The organism is Mycolicibacterium hodleri, assembly GCF_025822245.1.
In the GTDB taxonomy this organism is placed as follows: Bacteria; Actinomycetota; Actinomycetes; order Mycobacteriales; family Mycobacteriaceae; genus Mycobacterium; species Mycobacterium hodleri.
In genome coordinates, this window is the sequence record NZ_JACKTL010000033.1 from 1 (window position 1) to 20,746 (window position 20,746).

The 20,746-nt window shown below is 68.6% G+C and carries 25 protein-coding genes; 12 read left to right on the forward strand and 13 right to left on the reverse strand.

Annotation, left to right across the window (positions count from 1 at the left end):
- From H7J06_RS12465 to H7J06_RS12490, 6 genes are all read right to left on the reverse strand, one after another.
- A partial coding sequence (locus tag H7J06_RS12465; RefSeq protein ID WP_264039186.1) for an amidase family protein occupies positions 1-483 on the reverse strand: 483 nt, incomplete at its 3' end.
- Positions 484-510: 27 nt separating this feature from the next.
- Entirely contained in the window at positions 511-2,619 is a 2,109-nt protein-coding gene (locus H7J06_RS12470; RefSeq protein WP_264039187.1) for a catalase, read from the reverse strand.
- Between the two features lie 156 nt (positions 2,620-2,775).
- The gene (katG, locus tag H7J06_RS12475; RefSeq protein ID WP_264039188.1) at positions 2,776-5,013 is read right to left on the reverse strand and encodes a catalase/peroxidase HPI; all 2,238 of its coding nucleotides are present in this window, start codon (positions 5,011-5,013) and stop codon (positions 2,776-2,778) included.
- Between the two features lie 33 nt (positions 5,014-5,046).
- On the reverse strand, positions 5,047-5,499 hold the full coding sequence (locus tag H7J06_RS12480) for a Fur family transcriptional regulator (protein ID WP_264039189.1): 453 nt from the start codon (positions 5,497-5,499) through the stop codon (positions 5,047-5,049).
- Between the two features lie 32 nt (positions 5,500-5,531).
- Entirely contained in the window at positions 5,532-5,876 is a 345-nt protein-coding gene (locus H7J06_RS12485) for a DUF3140 domain-containing protein (protein WP_264039190.1), read from the reverse strand.
- A gap of 82 nt (positions 5,877-5,958) precedes the next feature.
- Complete coding sequence (locus tag H7J06_RS12490) at positions 5,959-6,414, reverse strand: FAS1-like dehydratase domain-containing protein (protein ID WP_264039191.1); 456 nt, start codon at positions 6,412-6,414, stop codon at positions 5,959-5,961.
- A 184-nt stretch (positions 6,415-6,598) separates the two neighbouring features.
- Here H7J06_RS12490 and H7J06_RS12495 point away from each other — a divergent pair, with 184 nt between their 5' ends.
- Genes H7J06_RS12495 through H7J06_RS12510 form a run of 4 tightly spaced genes read left to right on the forward strand, consistent with a single transcriptional unit; the run spans position 6,599 to position 10,232 of the window.
- Positions 6,599-7,765 carry a glycosyltransferase gene (locus H7J06_RS12495; RefSeq protein ID WP_264039192.1) on the forward strand — a complete coding sequence of 389 codons (1,167 nt, stop codon included), beginning with the start codon at positions 6,599-6,601 and terminating at the stop codon, positions 7,763-7,765.
- A complete protein-coding gene (locus tag H7J06_RS12500; protein ID WP_264039193.1) occupies positions 7,689-8,672 on the forward strand; it encodes a glycosyltransferase in 984 nt (327 codons plus the stop codon). The genes H7J06_RS12495 and H7J06_RS12500 overlap by 77 nt, the downstream gene beginning before the upstream one ends.
- Positions 8,669-9,520 carry a glycosyltransferase family 2 protein gene (locus tag H7J06_RS12505; protein WP_264039194.1) on the forward strand — a complete coding sequence of 284 codons (852 nt, stop codon included), beginning with the start codon at positions 8,669-8,671 and terminating at the stop codon, positions 9,518-9,520. The genes H7J06_RS12500 and H7J06_RS12505 overlap by 4 nt, the downstream gene beginning before the upstream one ends.
- 40 nt (positions 9,521-9,560) lie before the next feature.
- Positions 9,561-10,232 (forward strand): GAF and ANTAR domain-containing protein, encoded by a 672-nt coding sequence (locus tag H7J06_RS12510; RefSeq protein ID WP_264039195.1) that lies wholly within the window; start codon positions 9,561-9,563, stop codon positions 10,230-10,232.
- Positions 10,233-10,240: 8 nt separating this feature from the next.
- Here H7J06_RS12510 and H7J06_RS12515 read toward each other — a convergent pair whose 3' ends face one another.
- Positions 10,241-10,948 (reverse strand): HemK2/MTQ2 family protein methyltransferase, encoded by a 708-nt coding sequence (locus H7J06_RS12515; RefSeq protein ID WP_264039196.1) that lies wholly within the window; start codon positions 10,946-10,948, stop codon positions 10,241-10,243.
- 149 nt (positions 10,949-11,097) lie between these two features.
- Here H7J06_RS12515 and H7J06_RS12520 point away from each other — a divergent pair, with 149 nt between their 5' ends.
- A complete protein-coding gene (locus H7J06_RS12520) occupies positions 11,098-12,315 on the forward strand; it encodes an NAD(P)/FAD-dependent oxidoreductase (RefSeq protein ID WP_264039197.1) in 1,218 nt (405 codons plus the stop codon).
- 50 nt (positions 12,316-12,365) lie between these two features.
- Positions 12,366-12,755, forward strand: a complete 390-nt coding sequence (locus H7J06_RS12525; RefSeq protein WP_264039198.1) for a nuclear transport factor 2 family protein — start codon at positions 12,366-12,368, stop codon at positions 12,753-12,755.
- A gap of 60 nt (positions 12,756-12,815) precedes the next feature.
- Here H7J06_RS12525 and H7J06_RS12530 read toward each other — a convergent pair whose 3' ends face one another.
- Positions 12,816-13,172, reverse strand: coding sequence for a VOC family protein (locus H7J06_RS12530; protein WP_264039199.1), 357 nt, complete (start codon positions 13,170-13,172; stop codon positions 12,816-12,818).
- A gap of 106 nt (positions 13,173-13,278) precedes the next feature.
- Entirely contained in the window at positions 13,279-13,458 is a 180-nt protein-coding gene (locus tag H7J06_RS12535) for a DUF6131 family protein (protein WP_264039200.1), read from the reverse strand.
- Positions 13,459-13,569: 111 nt separating this feature from the next.
- Between H7J06_RS12535 and H7J06_RS12540 the strand changes: the two genes are divergently transcribed.
- Positions 13,570-14,238 (forward strand): LuxR C-terminal-related transcriptional regulator, encoded by a 669-nt coding sequence (locus tag H7J06_RS12540; protein ID WP_264039202.1) that lies wholly within the window; start codon positions 13,570-13,572, stop codon positions 14,236-14,238.
- A gap of 10 nt (positions 14,239-14,248) precedes the next feature.
- Here H7J06_RS12540 and H7J06_RS12545 read toward each other — a convergent pair whose 3' ends face one another.
- On the reverse strand, positions 14,249-15,109 hold the full coding sequence (locus H7J06_RS12545) for an SDR family NAD(P)-dependent oxidoreductase (protein ID WP_264039203.1): 861 nt from the start codon (positions 15,107-15,109) through the stop codon (positions 14,249-14,251).
- 100 nt (positions 15,110-15,209) lie between these two features.
- On the opposite strand from H7J06_RS12545, the gene H7J06_RS12550 reads away from it, so the two are divergent.
- The 3 genes from H7J06_RS12550 to H7J06_RS12560 all read left to right on the forward strand — a co-directional run bounded on the left by H7J06_RS12550 (position 15,210) and on the right by H7J06_RS12560 (position 17,373).
- A complete protein-coding gene (locus H7J06_RS12550) occupies positions 15,210-15,782 on the forward strand; it encodes a TetR/AcrR family transcriptional regulator (RefSeq protein WP_264039204.1) in 573 nt (190 codons plus the stop codon).
- Between the two features lie 56 nt (positions 15,783-15,838).
- Positions 15,839-15,988, forward strand: coding sequence for a hypothetical protein (locus H7J06_RS12555; protein WP_264039205.1), 150 nt, complete (start codon positions 15,839-15,841; stop codon positions 15,986-15,988).
- A gap of 164 nt (positions 15,989-16,152) precedes the next feature.
- Positions 16,153-17,373, forward strand: coding sequence for a GGDEF domain-containing protein (locus tag H7J06_RS12560; RefSeq protein ID WP_264039206.1), 1,221 nt, complete (start codon positions 16,153-16,155; stop codon positions 17,371-17,373).
- An 8-nt stretch (positions 17,374-17,381) separates the two neighbouring features.
- Here the strand turns inward: H7J06_RS12560 and H7J06_RS12565 are convergent, their stop codons facing one another.
- A complete protein-coding gene (locus tag H7J06_RS12565; RefSeq protein WP_264039207.1) occupies positions 17,382-17,636 on the reverse strand; it encodes a DUF6480 family protein in 255 nt (84 codons plus the stop codon).
- On the reverse strand, positions 17,633-17,791 hold the full coding sequence (locus H7J06_RS12570; RefSeq protein WP_264039208.1) for a hypothetical protein: 159 nt from the start codon (positions 17,789-17,791) through the stop codon (positions 17,633-17,635). Before H7J06_RS12570 ends, H7J06_RS12565 begins: the two co-directional genes overlap by 4 nt.
- 103 nt (positions 17,792-17,894) lie before the next feature.
- Between H7J06_RS12570 and H7J06_RS12575 the strand changes: the two genes are divergently transcribed.
- Together H7J06_RS12575 and H7J06_RS12580 are read left to right on the forward strand one after the other, a co-directional pair.
- Positions 17,895-18,536 (forward strand): SOUL family heme-binding protein, encoded by a 642-nt coding sequence (locus H7J06_RS12575; protein ID WP_264039210.1) that lies wholly within the window; start codon positions 17,895-17,897, stop codon positions 18,534-18,536.
- 71 nt (positions 18,537-18,607) lie between these two features.
- Positions 18,608-19,042, forward strand: a complete 435-nt coding sequence (locus tag H7J06_RS12580; RefSeq protein WP_264039211.1) for a nitroreductase family deazaflavin-dependent oxidoreductase — start codon at positions 18,608-18,610, stop codon at positions 19,040-19,042.
- A 17-nt stretch (positions 19,043-19,059) separates the two neighbouring features.
- Here the strand turns inward: H7J06_RS12580 and H7J06_RS12585 are convergent, their stop codons facing one another.
- Entirely contained in the window at positions 19,060-20,724 is a 1,665-nt protein-coding gene (locus tag H7J06_RS12585; protein WP_264039212.1) for an ABC-F family ATP-binding cassette domain-containing protein, read from the reverse strand.
- Positions 20,725-20,746 lie beyond the last annotated feature (22 nt).

Genomic DNA, 20,746 nt, shown 5'->3' on the forward strand with positions numbered 1-20,746 from the left:
GCACGGCACGACACCCGCCGCGACCGCGGCGGCCGACCCGCCGGAGGAGCCGCCGGGCGTGCGCCCGACGTCCCAGGGGTTGCGCGCCGGCCCCCACGCCACGGATTCGGTGATGCCCTTGGCCCCGAACTCCGGGGTGTTGGTCTTGCCGAAGATGACCAGCCCGGCGTCGAGCCAGCGCCGGACGACCGTCGAGTGCTCCGCGGCGGGCCGCGACGTCAGCGCACGCGACCCCGCCGAGGTCGGCAGGCCCGCGTAGTCCTGTGCCAGGTCCTTGACGAGGAACGGCACCCCGGCGAACGGGCCGTCGAGGTCGTCGGTGGGCGTGGCGGGAACGTCACGGACGATGGCGTTGATCCGCGGGTTCACTGCCGCGGCCCGCTCGCGCGCCAAGTCGAGCAACTCGGCCGCGGACACCTCACGGCCGGCGACGAGCTTGGCGAGCCCGGTGGCGTCGTGGGCGCGATACTCCTCGAAGTCCATGCCTGACTGTAGATCCCGCCGACGTCCCTACGATCCAGCGGGCGGCACCGCCGACGCCATCACCTTCGACGCGCGATCCCACGCCCGGTGCATCCCGAGTTCCGCCACCAGGGTTGCGGTGAACGACTTGTCGACGTCGCCGGCGACCGCGATGCCGGCACCCTTGAGTGGTATGCGGGCGGCCTTGAGGACCGCCGTCCCGTCGCCCCACGCGGCGATCGCCTTGCAGTGCCGGAAGGCCTCCTGCAACAGCACCACGAGCTTGATGTCGGCCGCCGTGGTGCCGCCTGCGATCACCACCGCGTCGAACTCGATCGAGCGGGCGGTGGCGAACGTCCGGTCCACCGTCACCGAACGGCGACCCGACCTGAGAACGCCGCCGACCGGCGCTACCACCAGCGCCGTCGCGCCGAGTGCCGCCGCCGACTTGACCAACTTGGCGATGCCGGCGAGGTCGGACCCGGCATCGGCGACGATGCCGATCTTGCGTCCGTCGATCGGTCCGGGCTGGGCGACGATCTGCACCAGGGCCGGCGACACCACCACGTCCGTCGGAGGGGTACCGGTCGGCGCAGGCAGGCCCAGTCCCGCGGCCACCTGCCGGCATAGGTCGGCATCGACGTTTGCCAGGACCGCGAGCTGACGTTCCTTGATGGCCTGTTCGTAGACCTTGCCCAGTTCGAACGTGAACGCCTCCACGATGTGGGCCTTCTCCAGCGTCGTCATGCTCTGGTAGAACATCGCCGGCTGGGTGAAGTGGTCGTCGAAGGACGCGGGCTGCGCCCGCACCGCCGAACCCTCGACGCGGCGTGGGGTCTGGACGTAGCCGCCGTGATCCTCGTCGGCCGGCATCGGCTCGTCACCGTCGATGCTGTTGGGGTGGTATGCCGCCTGACCGGTGTGAATTGCGCTCTGGTGCATGCCATCTCGGAGCATGTCGTTGACCGGGCAATGCGGCCGGTTGATCGGCAGCTGGGCGAAGTTGGGGCCGCCGAGGCGGGTCAGCTGGGTGTCCAGGTAGGAGAACAGTCGCGCCTGCATCAGCGGATCGTTGGTGACCTCGATGCCCGGAACCAGGTGACCGGTGTGGAAGGCGACCTGCTCGGTTTCGGCGAAGTAGTTGGTGGGGTTGCGGTTCAAGGTCATCTTGCCGATGAGCTGCACCGGGGCCAGTTCCTCCGGGACCATCTTCGTGGGATCGAGGAGGTCGATGCCCTCGAAGGAGTCCGTCCCGTCGTCGGGCATGACCTGCACGCCCAGCTCGAACTCCAGGAACGCGCCGGCCTCGATGCCGTCGGCCATGTCGCGGCGATGGAAGTCAGGGTCGCATCCGGCGGCGATCTGCGCCTCCTCCCACACCAACGAGTGCACCCCGGCGACCGGCTTCCAGTGAAACTTGACCAGGCTGGTCGCGCCCTTGGCGTTGACGAGCCGGAACGTATGGACGCCAAAGCCCTCCATGGTGCGATATGACCGCGGGATGCCGCGGTCACTCATGTTCCACATGACGTGGTGGGTGGCTTCGGTGTGCAACGACACGAAGTCCCAGAAGGTGTCGTGGGCCGACTGGGCCTGGGGGATCTCGCGATCCGGCTGCGGCTTCGCGGCGTGGATGACGTCGGGGAACTTGATGCCGTCCTGGATGAAGAACACCGGCATGTTGTTGCCGACCAGGTCGAAGTTCCCCTCGTCGGTGTAGAACTTCACCGCGAACCCACGGGTGTCACGAACGGTGTCGGCCGACCCCCTTGATCCGAGCACGGTCGAGAAGCGGGTGAAGACCTCGGTCGTGGTGCCCTTCTTGCCGAGGAACGCGGCCTTCGTGAACTTGCCTGCCGTCCCGTAGGACTCGAACACGCCGTGGGCGGCCGCACCGCGAGCGTGCACCACGCGCTCCGGAATGCGCTCGTGGTCGAAGTGCGTGATCTTCTCGCGTAGGTGAAAGTCCTCCAGCAGGGTCGGCCCGCGGGGCCCCGCCTTGAGGGAGTGGTCGGTGTCGGGAAGACGCAACCCCTGCGCAGTGGTCAGATACGTACCGGACTGAGCGCGCGGATCTTGATGAGACGATTCACCGTTTACGACGCCGGTGGCACTGACGGGCGTCGGGGCGGACTGATCTGGCTTGCGAGCGGGCATGGAGCTCCTTGAACGGCGACGCGTGACTTCGGCATCTGCTCAGCCGGATTCATTGCCCTTACCCCCGCTCGCCAGCCTCACACCTGCCGGCCCCAAAGACGACCGGGCCGGATCCCGAAGGATCCGGCCCGGCATCGGACTACTACCTCGCGGCGACTACGACAAGTCGAACCGATCGAGGTTCATGACCTTCACCCACGCCGCGACGAAGTCCTCGACGAACCTCTGCCGGTTGTCGTCCTGTGCGTAGACCTCCGCGACGGCGCGCAGCACCGAGTTGGAGCCGAACACCAGGTCGTTGGCGGTGGCCGTCCACTTGAGCTCACCGGTTGCGCGATCGCTGCCCTCGTAGACGTTCTCGCTTGTCTCCGACGGCTTCCACGACGTGCTCATGTCGAGCAGGTTGACGAAGAAGTCGTTGCTCAGCTGACCCGGCTGATGGGTCAGGACACCAAGCTTGCTGCCACCGTGATTGGCGCCGAGCGCACGCAGGCCACCGATGAGCACCGTCATCTCCGGGGCGGTGAGGTCGAGGAAGTAGGCCTTCTCGACCAGGAGCTTCTCCACCGCCGTCTTCTCACCGGGCCGGATGTAGTTCCGGAAACCGTCGGCGCGCGGTTCGAGCACCGCGAAGGACTCCACGTCGGTCTCGGCCTGCGTGGTGTCGGTGCGACCCGGCGCGAAGTGCACGTCGATCTCGTACCCCGCGTCCCTGGCGGCCTTCTCCACCGCGGCGGACCCGGCCAGCACGATGAGGTCGGCGAGAGACACCTTCTTCCCGCCGGTTGCCGACGCGTTGAAGTCCTGCTGGATCCGCTCCAGAGCCGGCAGCACCGAGGCCAGCTCGGACGGCTCGTTGACTTCCCAATTGCGTTGCGGCTCAAGGCGAAGCCGGGCGCCGTTGGCGCCACCGCGCTTATCGGTGCTGCGGAAGCTCGACGCCGCGGACCAGGCCGTCTTGACCAGTTGCGGCACTCCGATGCCGGCGTTGAGCACCGCGGTCTTGAGCGAGGCGACGTCGTCCTCGTCGATCAACGCGTGGTCGACCGCGGGTACCGGGTCCTGCCACAGCTGCGGCTCGGCCACCCAGGGCCCGAGGTAGCGGGTGACGGGTCCCATGTCACGGTGCAGCAGCTTGTACCAGGCCTTGGCGAACGCCGCGTTGAGTTCCTCGGGATGGTCGAGCCACCGCCGGGTGATGGGACCGTAGATGGGGTCGACCCGCATCGAGACATCGGTGACCAACATGGTGGGCTTGCGCTTCTTGGTGGCGTCGAACGGATCGGGGATGATCTCCTCGGCGTCCTTGGCCTCGAATTGCCATGCGCCAGCGGGACTCTTGGTCAGCTCCCACTCGTGGCCGTAGAGCAGTTCGAGGTAGGCGTTGCTCCACTTCGTCGGGGTGGGGGTCCACACCACCTCGAGCCCACTGGTGACGGTGTCGCCTCCCTTGCCGGAGGCGTAGGCGCACTTCCATCCCAGGCCCTGCTGCTCGATGGGCGCACCCTCGGGCTCTGGGCCGACCAGTTCGGCGTCGCCGGCGCCGTGGGTCTTGCCGAGGGTGTGTCCGCCGACGATCAGCGCCGCCGTCTCCTCGTCGTTCATGGCCATCCGGCCGAAGGTCTCCCGGATGTCGTGAGCGGCGGCCAGCGGATCGGGCTTGCCCTCCGGACCTTCGGGGTTGACGTAGATCAGGCCCATGGTGGTCGCGCCGTACGGCTCCTCCAGCTGACGCTCGCCGGAGTATCGCTTGTCGGTACCCAACCAGGTGTCCTCCTGGCCGAAGAGGATCTCCTCGGGCTCCCAGATGTCCTCCCGACCGAAGCCGAAGCCGAACGTCTCGAAGTCGGCGGACTCCAGCGCGACGTTGCCGGCGAAGACCAGCAGGTCGGCCCAGGAGATCTTGTTGCCGTACTTCTGCTTGACCGGCCACAGCAGGCGGCGGGCCTTGTCGAGATTCGCGTTGTCGGGCCAGCTGTTCAGCGGGGCGAAGCGCTGGCTGCCCTGACCGCCACCACCGCGGCCGTCGAAGATGCGGTAGGTGCCGGCGGAGTGCCAGCTCATCCGGATGAACAGGCCGGCGTAGCTGCCGTAGTCGGCGGGCCACCAGTCCTGCGAGGTCGTGATGACCGACAGGACATCGGCCTTCAGCGCGTCGACGTCGAGCTTGGCGAACTCCTCGGCGTAGTCGAAGTCCGCGCCGAGCGGATTGCCCTTCTCCGTCTGGCGATGCAGCACGGAGACGTCGACCTGCTCGGGCCACCAGTCCTGATTCCTCAGGGGCGCATGCGCTTTGGGCTCGGGCGCATGGATCGCCGGGTTCTCGCTCTCGCTGTTGGAGCGGGTTCCGGAGGCCGGGGCTGGCGGGCGGCTATCGGATGTATCGGTGGACACGACATTCCTTCCGGGTTGACGAAACGGGCTGTTTCACGGGGTGGATCGAGCGGGGCTGACCGCCGAACAGTCGGGACAGTAGCCCCAGTAGATGACTTCCGCCTCGTCGACGGTGAAGCCCTCGAGGTGACCGTCGTCGGCGGGTACGAGACAGGGCGCATCGCCGACGGCACAGTCGACGTCGGCGACCGAGCCGCACGACCGGCACACCACGTGATGGTGGTTGTCACCGACGCGCGACTCGTAGCGGGCCAAGGATCCAGCGGGCTGAATGCGTCGTACGAGTCCGGCGGCGGTGAGCGCGCTCAGCGCGTCGTAGACGGTTTGATGCGAGACGTCGGGCACCTCGCTACGGGTGGCGCGGGTGATCGTCTCCGTGTCGGCGTGGGGGTTGGCGTACACGGCGCCGAGCACGGCGATTCGCGGCCGCGTCACCCGAAGCGCCGCCTCTCGCAGCAGCCGCTGAAACTCCACGGGACCACCCACGCCCTCTGTTCTAATACGCTTTCTGGAACCAGTCAAGAGTTCTCTTTGAGGGGATCGTGCCCCCAGTTCATCAGGGAGTGGCGCCACGCCGTGTCCTCGACGTCACCCGACGGCCGTTGCGCAACATGGCGTTTGACGTAATCGATCACCCTTCGCATCTGGTCGAAGTCGGCATGCGAGAGGTCGGACTTCTTCGTCTCGAGGATCTGCGCGACGTGTCGACCACTCGCGTGGCCGGTCGACTCGCCGCCGTCGGGCCGTTGCCCCACCGACTGCGAGTGGTCACCATCAAGCCACCTGCGAAGCTCCGACGCCGTCATGTTGACCGCGCCGGAGAATTCCCTCCACGTCCGTTGCCGCCCTACCTCGTCGTCCACCTTGGCGCTCCCCACCACACTTCGTGCGCATCGCCACGTGGCGGGCACTTACCCGGTGGGGCGCCGGGGAAACACCCGCCGGTCAGCCCTCGTCGGACTCGGTGCGGCCCGCCATGGTCGTGTAGTCCTCCTGGACCGTCTCGCCGTCCTGGTTGAGGATCCAACTCCGCAGCGTCAGCACGTCGGCACCGAAGGCCCGCCGCAGCGAGTCGATGCGGATGCGGCAGCGCAGGACGTCACCGGCCTTGATCGGAATGAGGAACTTCAACCCCTGCTCGGCCTGAATGAGCCGCTCGTCGGTGATGGTGATGTCGGCGTGGTCGAAGAACGCCATCTGGGCGTGATAACCGAAGACGGAGATGAACGTCAGCGGCGCCAGGATCGCGTCGTGGCCGAGGGCGCGCGCGGCCCCCTCGTCGACGTAGGCGGGGTCGTCGTTCTTCACGGCGACCGCGTACTGGCGGATCGCCTCGCGCCCGACGACGTAGTGATCGGGGTACTCGTAGGTCATCCCCACGATGTCCGGTGACAGCGCCATGGGTGTCGAATCTAGCTGGCCACGGGTCGCTGAACGCCAGCTGACCCGGTCCGGCGAGAACCGACGCGGATTGAGACGTTACAAGTCCGCGGGACCGGGTACGTAGGCTGGCGCATGGTCCGTCCGATGGATCATCATCGGAAGGGGTGCGTGTGGTCGTGGCCGGTCGCGAACGGGCAAGAGTGTGACGTCACGCCTGCACATCGCCCTCATCGCACACAATCGGTTCCCGATCCGTCAGCCGTTCTCCGGAGGCTTGGAAGCCCACGTCTGGCATCTGGCGCGCTCGCTCGCCGAGGAGGGCCACCGGGTCACCCTCTTCGCCTCCGCCGGCTCCGACGTGGGATCCGACCTGCCGGGTCTGACCATCAGCCCGCTGTGCCGCAGCGCCGCCGCCGACCGACCCTTTCCCCCGCCGGGGGCGGTCTGGGAGTCCGACCAGTACGCCTACCTGGACCTGATGGGCGGTCTCGTCGACCAGCGCCACCACCGCTTCGACGTCATCCACAACCACGCCCTCCATCACGTCCCCATCCACCTCGCCCCCCGGCTGCCCATGCCGATGCTGACCACCCTGCACACGCCGCCGATCCCGTGGCTCGAGTCCGCGATCGGGGCGACCGGCGGTGCCGGTTCCGCGTTCGCGGCGGTCAGCGGTTACACCGGCGACGCCTGGAGCCACGTCGTGGCCGACCGCATGCACGTCGTCCCGAACGGCGTCGACCCCGGCTGCTGGCCGCCCGGGCCCGGTGGTGACTACCTGGTCTGGTCGGGCCGTCTGGTTCCCGAGAAGGGAACGCACCTCGCCATCGCGGCGGCAGCGCTGTCGGGACGTCGCCTGGTGCTCGCCGGACCCATCGGAAACGCCGAGTACTTCCGCGAGGCGATTGCTCCGAAGCTGAGCGAACGAGTCTGCTACGCAGGGCATCTCGACCAAAAACGGCTGGCGTCTCTGGTCGGCGGCGCGGCCGCCGCCCTGGTCACCCCGGTGTGGGACGAGCCGTACTGTCTGGTCGCCGCCGAGGCGACGACGTGTGGTACCCCCGTCGTCGCCTTCGCCCGCGGCGGGATACCCGAGGTGATCGACGCTCAGAGCGGACGGCTCGTCACACCCGGCGACGTCGCCGCCATGGCGGCCGCGATCCCCGAGGCGATCGGGCTCTCACGGGAAGCCGTGCGCCACAGCGCGGTCATGCGATGCAGCGCCCGCTCCATGGTGACGCGGTACCTCGCGATCTACCGCAACCTCATCGACGAACGGAACGCCGCCGACAATGATTGGCTACTACGTGCATCATCACGGACGCGGACACCTCTCCCGAGCGACGAGCATCTGCGCACGTCTGCGTGAGCCGGTCACCATGCTGTCGTCGCTCTCGATCGAGGCGCAGCCGGGGGTGGCGACGGTTCGGCTTCCCCGCGACGACGACGGGGACGACTTCCCCGATGCGACGGCCAACGGTACGTTGCACTGGGCACCGCTGGGCAACAACGGGTTACGCGACCGGATGGCCATGATCGCCGAGTGGGTCTCGACGCACCGGCCGACGGTGATGGTCGTCGACGTGTCGGTCGAGGTGACCATGCTGGTGCGTCTGTTGGGTGTCCCCGTCATCGTGGTGGCGATGCCCGGTGAGCGGACGGACCCACCTCACGAACTTGCCTACCGCGTCGCCGAGCACATCCTGGCGGCGTGGCCGGAGAACCTCTACGAGCCACCGTGGCTGGTGCCGCACGCGGCCAAGACCACCTACGTCGGCGGCATCAGTCGCTTCGACGGCCGTCCCCGGCCGTCGCCCCCCTCCGACCATCGCCCCGGCGTGCTGGTGCTCAACGGTTCGGGTGGTGCGGATCTGGACGTCTCCGCCATAACACGTTGCGCCACGGCACATCCGGAGTTTCGGTGGTCGTCGCTGGGGGTGGCCGGGGGTCCGTGGGTCGAAGACCCCTGGCCGCAGCTGTGCACTGCCGACGTGGTGGTCTCCTCGGCCGGCCAGAGTTCGGTGGCCGACATCGCCGCCGCCGGCCGACCGGCGATCATCATCGCCGCCGAGCGTCCGTTCACCGAACAGCGGGCCACGGCGCGGGCCCTGGAGCGCGCCGGGCTGGCCGTGGTGCGACCACAGTGGCCGGACCTGGCGGACTGGCCACGCCTCATCGACGACGCGCGCGCCCTGGGATCGGACGTGTGGGAACGCTGGCGGACCGCCGACGCGGCCGCCCGGGCCGCGGCGGTGATCGAGCGGGTGGCGGCGTGAGGACGGCGGTCGTGACGGCGGTGCGCGGCCGCACCGGACACCTGCGCAAGCAGCTCGACGGTCTCGACCGCAGCACCAGTGTGGCGGACCGTCACGTCATCGTGGCCGTCGACGACGACACCGTCGCCGGGCAGGTTCAGGATGCACGGGTGACCGTCGTGCCGCTGAACTCGGATTCGCCGCGGATCCCAATGGCGGCGGCGCGCAACCTCGGTGCCCGGGTGGCGATCGACGACGGCGCGGATCTACTCGTCTTCCTCGACGTGGACTGCATTCCCTCGCCCGACCTGCTCGGCTACTACCAGCGCGCCGCGGGCACACCGGCGCACGAGGAGGCGCTGCTCTGCGGCCCGGTCACCTACCTCCCGGCGCCCGGGCCCGGCGGCTACGACCTCGCCCGGCTGGCCGAACTCACCGATCCCCATCCGGTGCGACCCGCGCCGCCCGCAGGAATGACAGTGGCAGGCGACGAGTACCACCTCTTCTGGTCGTTGTCGTTCGCCGTCACCGTCGCGGTCTGGCAGCGGATCGGCGGCTTCAGCACCGACTACGTCGGTTACGGGGGCGAGGACACCGACTACGCCCAGCTTGCGGCCGCTGCTGACGTCGGCTTGCGCTGGGTCGGAGGCGCTCATGCCTATCACCAATTTCATCCGGTGTCCGATCCCCCGACCGAGCACCTGGCCGACATCGTCGCCAACGCGATCACCTTCCACCGGCGCTGGGGATGGTGGCCGATGAAGGGCTGGCTCGACGCCTTCGAGCTGCAGGGGCTCATCACCCGCGACCTCCACGGCACACCCCGCGTCGTCGACTGGGCGCCGGTCGGTGGACCACACGTCGTTTGACCAGGCCGACCTGGGGGCATCCGGGGGGGTGTCCCAATCGATGAACCACGCGCTCGCCCTCCGCATGGCCGAGCTGGCGAGAAGCCTGGTGCCCAAGCCCAGCCTGGACACCATTCTCGAGGAGGTCACCGCGGCTGCCGTCGACCTGATCCCCGGAGTCGACACCGCAGGCATCCTGTTGCTGGAACGCGGCGGGAAGTTCAGCTCGGTCGCGACGACGTCAGAGCTTCCGCACCAGCTCGACCTCCTGCAGGTGACATTCAACGAGGGGCCGTGCGTGCAGGCCGCACTCGCCGACACGGTCGTGCGGACCGACGACTTCCGCGAGGAGACGCGGTGGCCGCAGTACTCCCCCGCCGTCGTCGAGATCGGGGTGCTCAGCGGTTTGTCGTTCAAGCTCTACACCGCCGACCGAACGGCCGGCGCGCTGAACCTCTTCGGATTTCAGCCGAACACGTGGAGTTCCGACGCCGAGACCGTCGGCACGATCCTCGCCGCCCACGCTGCCTCGGCCATCATCACCACCCAAGCCCAGACCCAACTGAACGCAGCCCTCTTGAGCCGGGACCGGATCGGGCAGGCGAAGGGCATCATCATGGAGCGCTTCGGCGTCGACGCCGTCCGAGCCTTCAACATGCTCCGGCAGCTGAGCCAGGAGGGCAACGTCAAGCTCACCGACATCGCCCAGCGGGTCATCGACTCCGGGAACTGAGCCCCTGCTCAGACCCGATCGGCTCGGACGACGGCCAACAACTCCTGGCGTCGGCCCACCTCGAGCAGCCCGATCCTTTCCAGCCAGTGCGCCCGCGCCGTCAGCACGGGGCCGAACGGAATCCACTGCTCGGCGACGACGCGCGCCCGCAAGCCGGCTTCCTCCAGACCCTCGACCGTCCGGTCCACGTTGGAGAACTCGGAGTGCACGATGAAGATCGTGCCGCCGTCGGCGAGCATTTCCGGTGCGCGTTCGCACAGCGGGTCCAGGATCCGGCGCCCGTCCCGTCCGGCATTCCACGCGGTTGCCGGCCCGGCCTCCTCCGACACCGGTGAGTCGTCGGCACCGTCGTCGAACGGCACGTAGGGAGGGTTGCAGGTGACGACGTCGAAGGGCTCGAATTCGACTGCCCGCGTCCACGATCCGCGATGCACCTTGACACCCAGACCGGCGGCGGCCGCATTGCGCCTGGCGCAGGCGACCGCGCGGGAACTCATCTCGAAGGCGGCAACCGATGCCGCGCCCTGCTCGGCCGCGGCCAACGCCACCACACCGCTGCCCGAACACAGATCGGCGGCACGGTTCCCGGCGGCCAGACCGGATGCCCGAAGGGCCTCGATCAGGAGGGCCGAGTCCTCCTGTGGCGGATACACACCGATCGGCACCTGAATCGGGCCGGATCGATCGGTGAGTTCGTCGGTGAAGATCGTGGTCACTGCGTTGCTCCGTCGCGTCTTTGGGGGCGGTGACTAGCGACATGCCCCGTCCCCGCGGCTTTAATCTCCGGATGGTGAACGAATCCCCCCGACTCCAGGGTGTCGCCGGCGGCGGGCGTGGAACGGCCCGTTGCGGGTAAGTCACTGCCATGACCTCACCGATCGGACACGTCGACGCGAGCTTCGAGGTCGTGGTCATCGGTGGTGGCAACGCAGGCATCAGCGCCGCCGCGCGGCTGCTCAAGAAGGGCGTCACCGACGTCGCAGTGGTGGAACCGCAGTCGGTGCACACCTACCGCCCGCTGCTCTCCTACGTCGGCGGCGGCCAGGCCGACATGCGCAGCGCCGAACGCACCCAACGCTCGGTCACGCCCAAGGGCTGCACCTGGATCCGCGACTCGGCCGTCGCGGTCGACGCGGGAGAGCGGACGGTGCGGTGCGCCTCGGGTCGCGCCCTTCGCTACCGCGACCTGATCCTGGCGCCGGGCCTGGTGCCCGACACCGACGAGCTTCCCGGCGTCGACGCGGCGATGGAGAACCCCGCCGTGACGAGCAACTACCTCGACGCGGCGGAGAAGACGTGGGAGTTGGTGCAGCGCATTCCCATTGGCGGGCACGCGGTATTCACCGTGCCCCGGCCGCCGGTGAGCTGTACGGGCACCACCATCAAGCCGCTGTTCCTCGCGGCCGCGTACTGGCAACGCACGCGTCGTCTTCCCGGCGTTCAGATGACGCTGGTGGTCGACCGTCCGACACTGCTGGACGCACCGGACCTGGACACCAAGATCCGCGCCGAACTCCGCAATCTCGGCGTGCGGGTGCTGTGTGACACCGCGGTCACCGGACTGTTCCCGGAGGACCGTCACATCACCGTCACCAGTCGACGCGACGGCGCGGTGCGCCCCATCTCCTACGACCTCCTGCACCTGGTGCCGCCGTTTCGCGGGCCGCGCTGGCTGGCCTCCTCGGGACTGGCCGCCGACGACGCCTGCGGCGTCGCCGACGTCGACCCGGCGACCTTCCGGCATCGCCGCCATCCCGAGGTGTGGGCAGTCGGGGACGGGGCGAACGTCGGCACCGACCCGTCCGGAGGCGCTCTGCGGCCGCAGGTCTCGATGATGGTGGACAACCTTCTGGCCGCGCGGCACGGTCACCCCGCGGCGGAGGCCTACGACGGGTACACCGTCGCACCGATCGCCACCGATGAGCGCCACCTCATCACCGGTGAGTTCACCAGAGACGGGGCGCTCGCCTCGTCGCTGCCTGCCTTTCTCGACCCACTCAAACCCAGGCGCACGGCATGGGCGTTCGACCGCTACGGCCTCCCGCAGATCTATTGGAACCTCTTGCTGCGCGGCAGACTCTGACGTTCGCGTCATCTTTGGTTGGCCGGATCGGCGCCGGGTAAGGGCAGGTCATGGATGAGCTGACGAAGAAGTTCGTGACCGCCCTCGGCGAACTGCACCGCGCCGACGACGTCGAACCACTGGTGGCGCTCTTCGGCGACGGCGCCACCCTGAACAAGGCCGGCATGCCCCACGGGCAGAGCGGCAAGGATGGTGCGCGAACGTTCTGGGAGCAGTACCGGCGCGTGTTCGGCGAGATCGAGTCGACGTTTCACCACGTCGTCACCGGAGACGGGATCGCCTTTCTGGAGTGGACGTCCAACGGCACGTTGACCAACGGCTCGGAATTCGGTTACGACGGGGTCAGCGTCCTGGAATCCAGCGGGGAGGAGATCGAGGCGTTCCGCACCTTCTACGACACCGCGGCGTTCCTCGAGAAGCAGAGCGCGATCAGGTCCTAGGCCCTCTCGACACCAAAGAGCCCCATTCCCAACAGAAATGGGGCTCTTGGCACGCCGACGTCACTCCGACGGCGGCTCGAACAGCTGCAGGTCGTTGCCCTCGGAGTCCTTGAACGCCGCGATCCGGCCCCAGGGATGCTCACTGACCTCGCCGACGAACGTGACGCCCGCGTCGGTGAGACGGACCAATTCGTCGTAGAGGGTGCCGTCGGGCTGCAGCGTGAGCACTGCCCCGCCGGTGTGCTCACCGTGCGTCTCCTCGCGACCGTTGAGTCCGATCGACACCCCGTTGGCGTCGAGCTCGGACCAGTCGTCGCCCTCGCTCTTGACCGTCAAACCGAGGGTCTCTCCGTAGAACTTCAGTGCCCGACCCATGTCTTCGACGGGCATCCACACCGTCGCCACACCACTAGCCATTGTTCCTCCACTCGTGAACCGATGTACCTCTGGTGCACTTACCCGGTGCATCGAGCACTACACCCGTTGAGCGGCAACACTTTCGCGAGGGCGACGACCGTGGGTGTCAGTAGTAGTGCCGGCGACCTCCGACCGCCCGGCCACGAGATCCCAGGAGCGCCAGCACGACGCCGACGACGAGCAGGATCACGCCGACGACCAGAAGTAGGTGCGCGAAGGCGAAGGTGGGTACGAGGCTCGGCAGGATGAAACCGAGGACGATGAGGACGATTCCCAGAACGATCATGATGGACCCTTCATTCGAGGTGGTACGCGCCGAGGGCGCTCGACGCTGAGTCCAATGAAAGACCCTTTGGGGTGGTCCGGATACACCCCTAGGGCGGTAATGTCCCTCCCCATGGCCCCCTCTGACAAGCGTCCGATCACCGTCGCACTCGTCGACGACTACGACGTCGTCGTCATGGGCGTGGCCAACATGTTCGACAACTACCGCGACCGCGTCGTGGTAGCCGAACTCGACACCACGATGGGCGTCAGCGACGAGGTCGACGTCGTGCTCTACGACTCGTTCGCCCAACCGGAGTCCGATCACCACGAGATCGGCGTGCTGGTCGCGAATCCGCGGGCCCGGCGAGTCGTGGTGTACACGTGGAACTTTCATCCCGACCTCATTGAGAGCGCCAAGAAGCATGGGGCGCACGGCTATCTGTCGAAGACGCTGCCGGCCCGCGACCTGGTGGCCGCGCTCGAAGCCGTCCACGCCGGCGAGATGGTGATCAGCGAGGCGCCGGCCCGAACCCGCAGCGCGGTAGGCCTCGACTGGCCCGGCCGCGGTGAGGGGCTGAGCGACCGCGAGTCGGAGATCCTGGCGCTCATCACCCAGGGCAAGAGCAACGCGGAGGTGGCGGCTCTGACCTACCTGTCACCCAACACGGTCAAGTCCTACATCCGCACGATCTACCGCAAGATCGACGCCACCAGCCGAACCAAGGCCGTGCTGTGGGGCGTCGACCACGGGTTCACCCCCGACCATCACCGGATCGAGCACTGGAAGGGTGGCCCCTAGGCTGCGTCGGTCACGCCTCCGCGGGGAACTCGACGGGATAGGGCTCGGCGAAGTCGGCTGATCTGCCCACCGCCGCCCACTTCCGGTCGGTGGCGAGCAGTAGCTCGTCCTGGCGGATGGATCCCTCGACGGCGTTGACCCCGAGCGGCAGGTGGTACGGCAGATCGCTGCGGCGCGACATCGTGACCAGGATCTCCGCGGCGCGCGCCGGATCGCCCGCCGAGATCGCGTCGCTGGCCCGGATGGCGTTCATCGCTCCAACCGTGTCGGCGTACCGGTCGGGGATGTCGGCGACCTCCATGGACGAGCCGGCCCAGTCGGTGGCGAAACCGCTGGGCTCGACCACGAGGACTCGGACGCCGAACGGCGCCGTCTCGGCCGCAAGCGTGCGGGAGAAGCCGTCGATGGCGAACTTCGCGGCCTGGTAGGAGGCAATGCCCGCCGACCCTCCGACGCGGCCGCCCATCGACGAGAACTGCACGATCAACCCGCCACCCTGCTCGCGCAGGACGGGGATCGCGGCCTTGGAGACGTGGTAGACGCCCCAGAAGTTGGTGTCGAACTGAGCGCGGAAGTCCGCCTCGTCGCCGGTCTCGATGGGCGCGACGTTGGCATATCCGGCGTTGTTGACCACGACGTCGATACGCCCGAACCGCGCCCGGGCCTGCGCGATCGTCGAGGTGGCCTGCGCCGGATCGGTGACGTCGAGCGTCAGGGGCAGGACGTGCTGCCCGTGGGCGTCGACGAGGTCGGCGAGTTGTTCGGGTCGACGGGCGGTGGCGGCGACGTCGTCGCCGGCGGCCAGCGCGGCGCGCACCAGTTCGCGCCCGAAACCTCGCGACGATCCCGTGACGAACCAGACCTTGCTCATGTTCTCCTCCATTCGGATATCCGATAGTCGAACTATCACATGGCTGGAACGTGCCCGCGCTAGATTTACTTCCCGCCGGACCGATCAGGGGGTGCCAGTCGTGCGTCGAGACGCCGCCGCCAACCGCGAACGGCTGGTGGCCGCAGCCGAGGCGGTGTTCGCCGAGCACGGATCAAGCGCGACGCTCGACGACGTCGCGACGGCCGCCGGCGTGGGACCCGCGACCCTGTACCGACGCTTCGCCAACAAGGACGCGCTGGTCCGCGAGGTGCTCTCCGCATTCTTCGGCCGCCTCGTGGAGGCCGCCGAGACCGCGGCCACGGGGCCCGCCGACCGCGGCCTCGAAACGTTCCTGCGGACCGTCGGCGTCGAACTCGCCCAGAAGTCGGGCCTGTCCGCTCCGGTCTGGGGCGAGCTTGCCCCCGAACCCGTCGTCGAGGAACTTCGCCGGCTCTCCACCGAGTTGCTGATCGGCGCACAGCGCGCCGGAGCGGTGCGAGCCGACGTGACCCCCGACGACGTGGCCGCGGCCGTCTGGGCGCTGCGCGGCGTCATCGCCTCCGAACGCGTCGACCCGGAGCGCCGCGGCGCCCAGCTGTGGCGGCGGCATCTGGAGACCATTCTCCGCGGTTTCGGCGACGACGCCGGGCCCAGCGGTCGTCGGACCGTTTGATCCGCGCGGCCCCGGGAACGCCCACGACGGTGTCCCATCTGGCGAACGGAGTGACTATGCCCAAAGGCAGCGGCATCTACGAGGACGAACCGCGCGAGCATCGCAAGACGTACTCGCAGGAATCGGACGACGACCCGCAGCGGGCGAGCGCGGAGTCGGCGCCGGACGACAGCTCGTCCGACGACGCCGGGGAGCCCACCGGCTAACCCGGCCTGACGCAGGTCGACCACATTGCGTGTTGGACCACTCCCCGCCCCGGGTAGAGTCGAGCGCTACCGGACGTGACCAAGACCCCGTCACGTCACGAATGTGGCAAATACGCGCGGCGTTGCTGCGCTCCGGTGTACCAGCCAGGCGGGGGAGCTCGATCGTGACGGCGATTCGATGGTGGTGGCGTCAGCCTGACCACTTCGATTGGCTCAGCGCCTTTCTTCACGTCCGCCGGATGGCGACGATGACCCGCGGCGTCCTGGTCGCGGTCACGCTCTGCCTCGCCGTCGTCCCGTTCGCCATGCTGCTGGGCTCCGCCCCGCCGGTGTCGACGCTCGACCGGACGCTCAGCGTGGCGGCCGGGATCGGTGGGATGGCCGGTGCGGCGCTCTGGCTCCATCGCTTCCCGTCGAAGACCCAGTCGATCGCCTTCTCGATCACCGCCAGCCTCAGCATCGCGTGCGCGGTGCTGGCCCAGAGCGATCCGCTGACCGCCATCCTGGGATGCACCACGTTCGCGACCATCTCCGGTTACATCGCGCTCTTCCATACCCCCGCGTTGATGGTCGCCAACCTGATGGTGGTCCTCGCGGTGTCGGCCGTGCCGGCCGTGGCCCTCGTCGACGTCGACGGCTACGTGCGCACGGCGAGCGCCTTCGCGGTCGTGCTCATCGGCAACGTCGCCGTCCCGTACGGCGTTCAGATCATCGTCCACACGCTGGGCGTCGACCTTCTCAAGGCGGACCGTGATCCGCTCACCGGGCTCTACAACCGCCGGGCGTTCTACCGACGGACCGCCGCACTGGCCACCGCCGGCGACGGTGACGGCACGCTACTCATCGCGATGATCGACCTCGACGAGTTCAAGCGCCTCAACGACACCCTCGGCCACACCCACGGCGATCTCGCCCTGGCGGCCGTCGGCCGGGCGCTGCGCGACCATGCGCCCCGCGGGTCGGTCATCGGCCGCGCCGGAGGCGAGGAGTTCCTGGTCGCCGTCGACGTCGGCCAGTCCACTCCCGCTGCGATCGGGCAGGGTTTGTGCAAGGCCATCGAGGTGCTGCCGTTTCCGACGACCGCCAGTGTGGGGACCGCGTGCGTCACGTTCCACGAGGTGCTGACGGGCGACGGCCCCTACGAGGCGATCACCAGCGTGATCGCCGCCGCGGACGCCGCGATGTACGAGGCAAAGCGCAACGGCGGCAACCGCACCCGCCACTACGTCAACCTGGCGAGGCCCCTCGACATGTCGTCCCGCCAGCGGACGTGGAGCCCGACCACCCGCCGCTGGGAGGCGCTACCCGCCGTCGGCGGGCCAGTACCGGCGCCCGCCGATCACCGGCACCGACTACGCGAGCGGGACTGGTCTGCCTCGTGGTGACCACCGCGTCACCATCGGTCCATGACCCCCGCAACCTGCAGTAGATAGACCACCGAGACGATCAGGAAGATCGCGAAGATGACCCCGACGGCGATCAACGCCGCGACACCGGTCGGCGTCATCTTGCTGCGCGGGGGCGGATTCCGGTTGGCCGACTGCGTCGTCGAGCCCGAGTCTGGCGGGGTCTCCCCGGGTTGCACACCATGGGCGTCGCCCACCGTAGGGATCTCGACGGGGTCCGGATCCGGTGGTACGGCCGTCATCGCCGCCACGCCGATCCGCCACCGGTCGCAACGTCGGACCGCGCCATCAGCGCCAGGAGCGGAATGTGCGGCTGCCCAAGGATGCGTTGGTTCCGCCCCGGTCGGACGAATTCCACCGCCCTGTCGAAAGCGCTGGTCAAAGTCGTCAACGTCATGGCCACCCCTCCTATCTGCTCGGTCTTGACGACATCCCCGCCCCCCGGTGGTCTCAAACTCCGGCGGCGGTTGCAGCGCCCGCCATCCGGGTACGGTCCAGGCATGACGCAGCCATTGCACCAACTGGCGAACGTGGTGACGCAGGTTGCCGAGTCCGTGCTGGGAATCGCCGGAATCCGGGTGGGCACCGAGGAGCCGCCACACGACACCGAACGGCTGGCCGACGGCCTGGAGATCCGCCGCTACCGACCTCGCATCGCCGCCGAGACGACCGTCGAGGCCCCCGAGGAGCAAGCGCGCAGCGAGGGCTTCCGGCGGTTGGCTCGCTACATCTTCGGCGGCAACGGGGGGTCCGACAAGATCGCCATGACGGCGCCGGTCAGCCAGGCGGCATCCGGCAGCCGCACGATCGAGATGACCGCCCCGGTGTCGCGCTCGGGTGACGACGAGAACGGCTGGGTGATCCGCTTCTTCATGCCCTCGAAGTGGACGATGGCCACGTTGCCCGCCCCCGACGACGACAGGGTGCGCCTGGTCGAGGTCCCCCCCGAGACCATGGCGGTGCTGCGCTTCACCGGCGACCGTGGCACGGCCGCGGTCGCCGCCAAGTCAACCGAACTCCTGAATGCGCTGCGCGACAAGGGAATCGAAGTCAGCGGCGAACCTCAGGCCTGGTTCTACGACCCGCCGTGGACGGTACCGTTCCGTCGCCGGAACGAAGTGGTCGTGCCCGTCGCGACCTGACGAGGTCGCGGCGCCCGGGCCAATCGGGACGACCCGGGAATAAATGCGACCGCATCGGTGTTGTGCGCCCCGTGACTGACAACGCCGGAACCGAAGCCGAACTAAGCCCCACCGACTGGGTGCGCGACCAGACCAAACGCATTCTCGAACAGGGCACCACCGACGGCGTCGAGGTACTCGACCGCCCGATCGTCCTGTTCACCACCACCGGGGTGAAGTCGGGGAAGAAGCGCTACGTGCCCCTGATGCGCGTCGAGGCCGACGGCAAGTACGCCATGGTCGCCTCCAAGGGTGGAGATCCCAAGCACCCGTCGTGGTACTTCAACGTCAAGGCCAACCCCACCGTCGTCGTACAGGACGGTGACAAGGTCACGACCCTGACCGCCCGTGAGATCGACGGCGAAGAGCGCGAGCAGTGGTGGAAGCTGGCCGTCGAGGCCTACCCGCCCTACGCCGAATACCAGACCAAGACCGACCGTCAGATCCCCGTCTTCGTCCTGGAGTGAGCCGGCCCGGGGCGGGTCTACACCTCGGTGACCCGCCCTCGCTCGACCACCAACGTCCGGTCCAACCGGACGTTCTGGAGCATCCGTCGGTCGTGCGTCACCAGCAGCAAGGCACCGTCATAGCCGTCCAGCGCCTCCTCGAGTTGTTCGATCGCGGCAAGGTCAAGGTGGTTCGTCGGCTCGTCGAGCACCAGGACGTTGGTACCCCGGGCCTGCAGCAACGCCAGGCCCGCGCGGGTGCGCTCACCGGGAGACAGGTCGTCGACGCCGCGTTCGACGTGATCCGCGCGCAGGCCGAACTTGGCCAGCAGCGTCCGTACGTCCGCCGTGGTCCACTCCGGCACCCGCTCGGAGAACCGGTCGACGAGCCGTCCCGCCCCGGTGAAGTCGGCGCGAGCCTGGTCGACCTCGCCGATCGCCACGTTGGCCCCGAGACTGGCCCGACCCGCGTCGGGCAGTTGACGACCCAGCAGCAGCCGTAGCAGCGTCGACTTCCCCGCGCCGTTGGGACCGGTGATCCCGATCCGCTCGCCGGCGTCGACCTGCAGTGACACCGGGCCGAGCACGAAGTCGCCCTGCCGCACGACGGCGTCGGCGAGGGTCGCCACGACCGAGCTCGAACGGGGCGCGGCGCCGATGGTGAATTCGAGGGTCCACTCCTTGCGGGGTTCGACGACCTCCTCCAGCCGCGCGATCCGGCTCTCCATCTGCCGCACCTTCTGGGCCTGCTTCTCACTGGACTCGGTGGCAGCCCGCCGCCGGTTCTTGTCGTTGTCCGGGGCCTTGCGCATCGCATTGCGCACACCCTGGCTCGACCATTCCCGCTGTGTGCGGGCGCGCGCCACCAGGTCGGCCTTCTTCTCGGCGAACTCGTCGTACTGCTCGCGCTTGTGGCGGCGACCGACCTCGCGCTCCTCCAGATAGCTCTCGTACCCGCCGCCGAAGACCGTGGTGGTGTTCTGAGCCAGGTCGAGTTCGAGGACTCGCGTGACGCTGCGCGCGAGGAACTCGCGGTCGTGGCTGACCAGAACCACCCCGCCCCGAAGGTCGTGTACGAACTGCTCCAGCCGGGCGAGGCCGTCGAGGTCGAGATCGTTGGTGGGCTCGTCGAGCAGCACGACGTCGAAGCGCGACACCATCAACGCCGCCAGCCCCACCCGCGCGGCTTGTCCGCCCGACAACGAGGTCATCGGGGTGGAGTCCGGTCGTACGTCGGTGGTGTCCAGCCCGAGATCGGCGAGCACCGCGGGCAGTCGCTCGTCGAGGTCCGCCGCGCCGCTGGCGAGCCACCGGTCCAGCGCAGCGGAGTAGACGTCGGCGGGGTCTGCCCCGCCAGGGCCGGAGGTCTCGTCCGCCAGCGCCGCCGCCGCATCGTCCATGGCCTTGGTCGCGGCGGCGCAGCCCGTGCGACGCGCGACGTACGCGGCGACGGTCTCTCCCGGCACCCGCTCGTGCTCCTGCGGCAGCCACCCCACGAACGCGTCCGGCGGGGCCAGGCTGACCGTGCCCTCGAGCGGTTCGAGGTCCCCGGCCAGGATTCGCAGGAGCGTGCTCTTGCCCGCGCCGTTGGCACCCACCACCCCGATGACGTCACCCGGCGCCACGGTCACGTCGAGACCTTCGAAGAGGGTGCGATGGGCGAATCCGCCGGCCACGTTCTTCGCGACGAGCGTTGCAGTCATGGGCCCATCGTCTCATCGTCGC

Coding starts and splice junctions, on each gene's coding strand:
- H7J06_RS12555 (WP_264039205.1), top strand. CDS start 15,839: ATGCCCAAAGGCAGCGGCATCTACGAGGACGAACCGCGCGAGCATCGC.
- H7J06_RS12470 (WP_264039187.1), bottom strand. CDS start 2,619: ATGCCCGCTCGCAAGCCAGATCAGTCCGCCCCGACGCCCGTCAGTGCC.
- H7J06_RS12565 (WP_264039207.1), bottom strand. CDS start 17,636: ATGACGGCCGTACCACCGGATCCGGACCCCGTCGAGATCCCTACGGTG.
- H7J06_RS12545 (WP_264039203.1), bottom strand. CDS start 15,109: ATGAGCAAGGTCTGGTTCGTCACGGGATCGTCGCGAGGTTTCGGGCGC.
- H7J06_RS12500 (WP_264039193.1), top strand. CDS start 7,689: ATGATTGGCTACTACGTGCATCATCACGGACGCGGACACCTCTCCCGA.
- H7J06_RS12540 (WP_264039202.1), top strand. CDS start 13,570: ATGGCCCCCTCTGACAAGCGTCCGATCACCGTCGCACTCGTCGACGAC.
- H7J06_RS12510 (WP_264039195.1), top strand. CDS start 9,561: ATGAACCACGCGCTCGCCCTCCGCATGGCCGAGCTGGCGAGAAGCCTG.
- H7J06_RS12585 (WP_264039212.1), bottom strand. CDS start 20,724: ATGACTGCAACGCTCGTCGCGAAGAACGTGGCCGGCGGATTCGCCCAT.
- H7J06_RS12570 (WP_264039208.1), bottom strand. CDS start 17,791: ATGACGTTGACGACTTTGACCAGCGCTTTCGACAGGGCGGTGGAATTC.
- H7J06_RS12535 (WP_264039200.1), bottom strand. CDS start 13,458: ATGATCGTTCTGGGAATCGTCCTCATCGTCCTCGGTTTCATCCTGCCG.
- H7J06_RS12575 (WP_264039210.1), top strand. CDS start 17,895: ATGACGCAGCCATTGCACCAACTGGCGAACGTGGTGACGCAGGTTGCC.
- H7J06_RS12525 (WP_264039198.1), top strand. CDS start 12,366: ATGGATGAGCTGACGAAGAAGTTCGTGACCGCCCTCGGCGAACTGCAC.
- H7J06_RS12520 (WP_264039197.1), top strand. CDS start 11,098: ATGACCTCACCGATCGGACACGTCGACGCGAGCTTCGAGGTCGTGGTC.
- H7J06_RS12490 (WP_264039191.1), bottom strand. CDS start 6,414: ATGGCGCTGTCACCGGACATCGTGGGGATGACCTACGAGTACCCCGAT.
- H7J06_RS12530 (WP_264039199.1), bottom strand. CDS start 13,172: ATGGCTAGTGGTGTGGCGACGGTGTGGATGCCCGTCGAAGACATGGGT.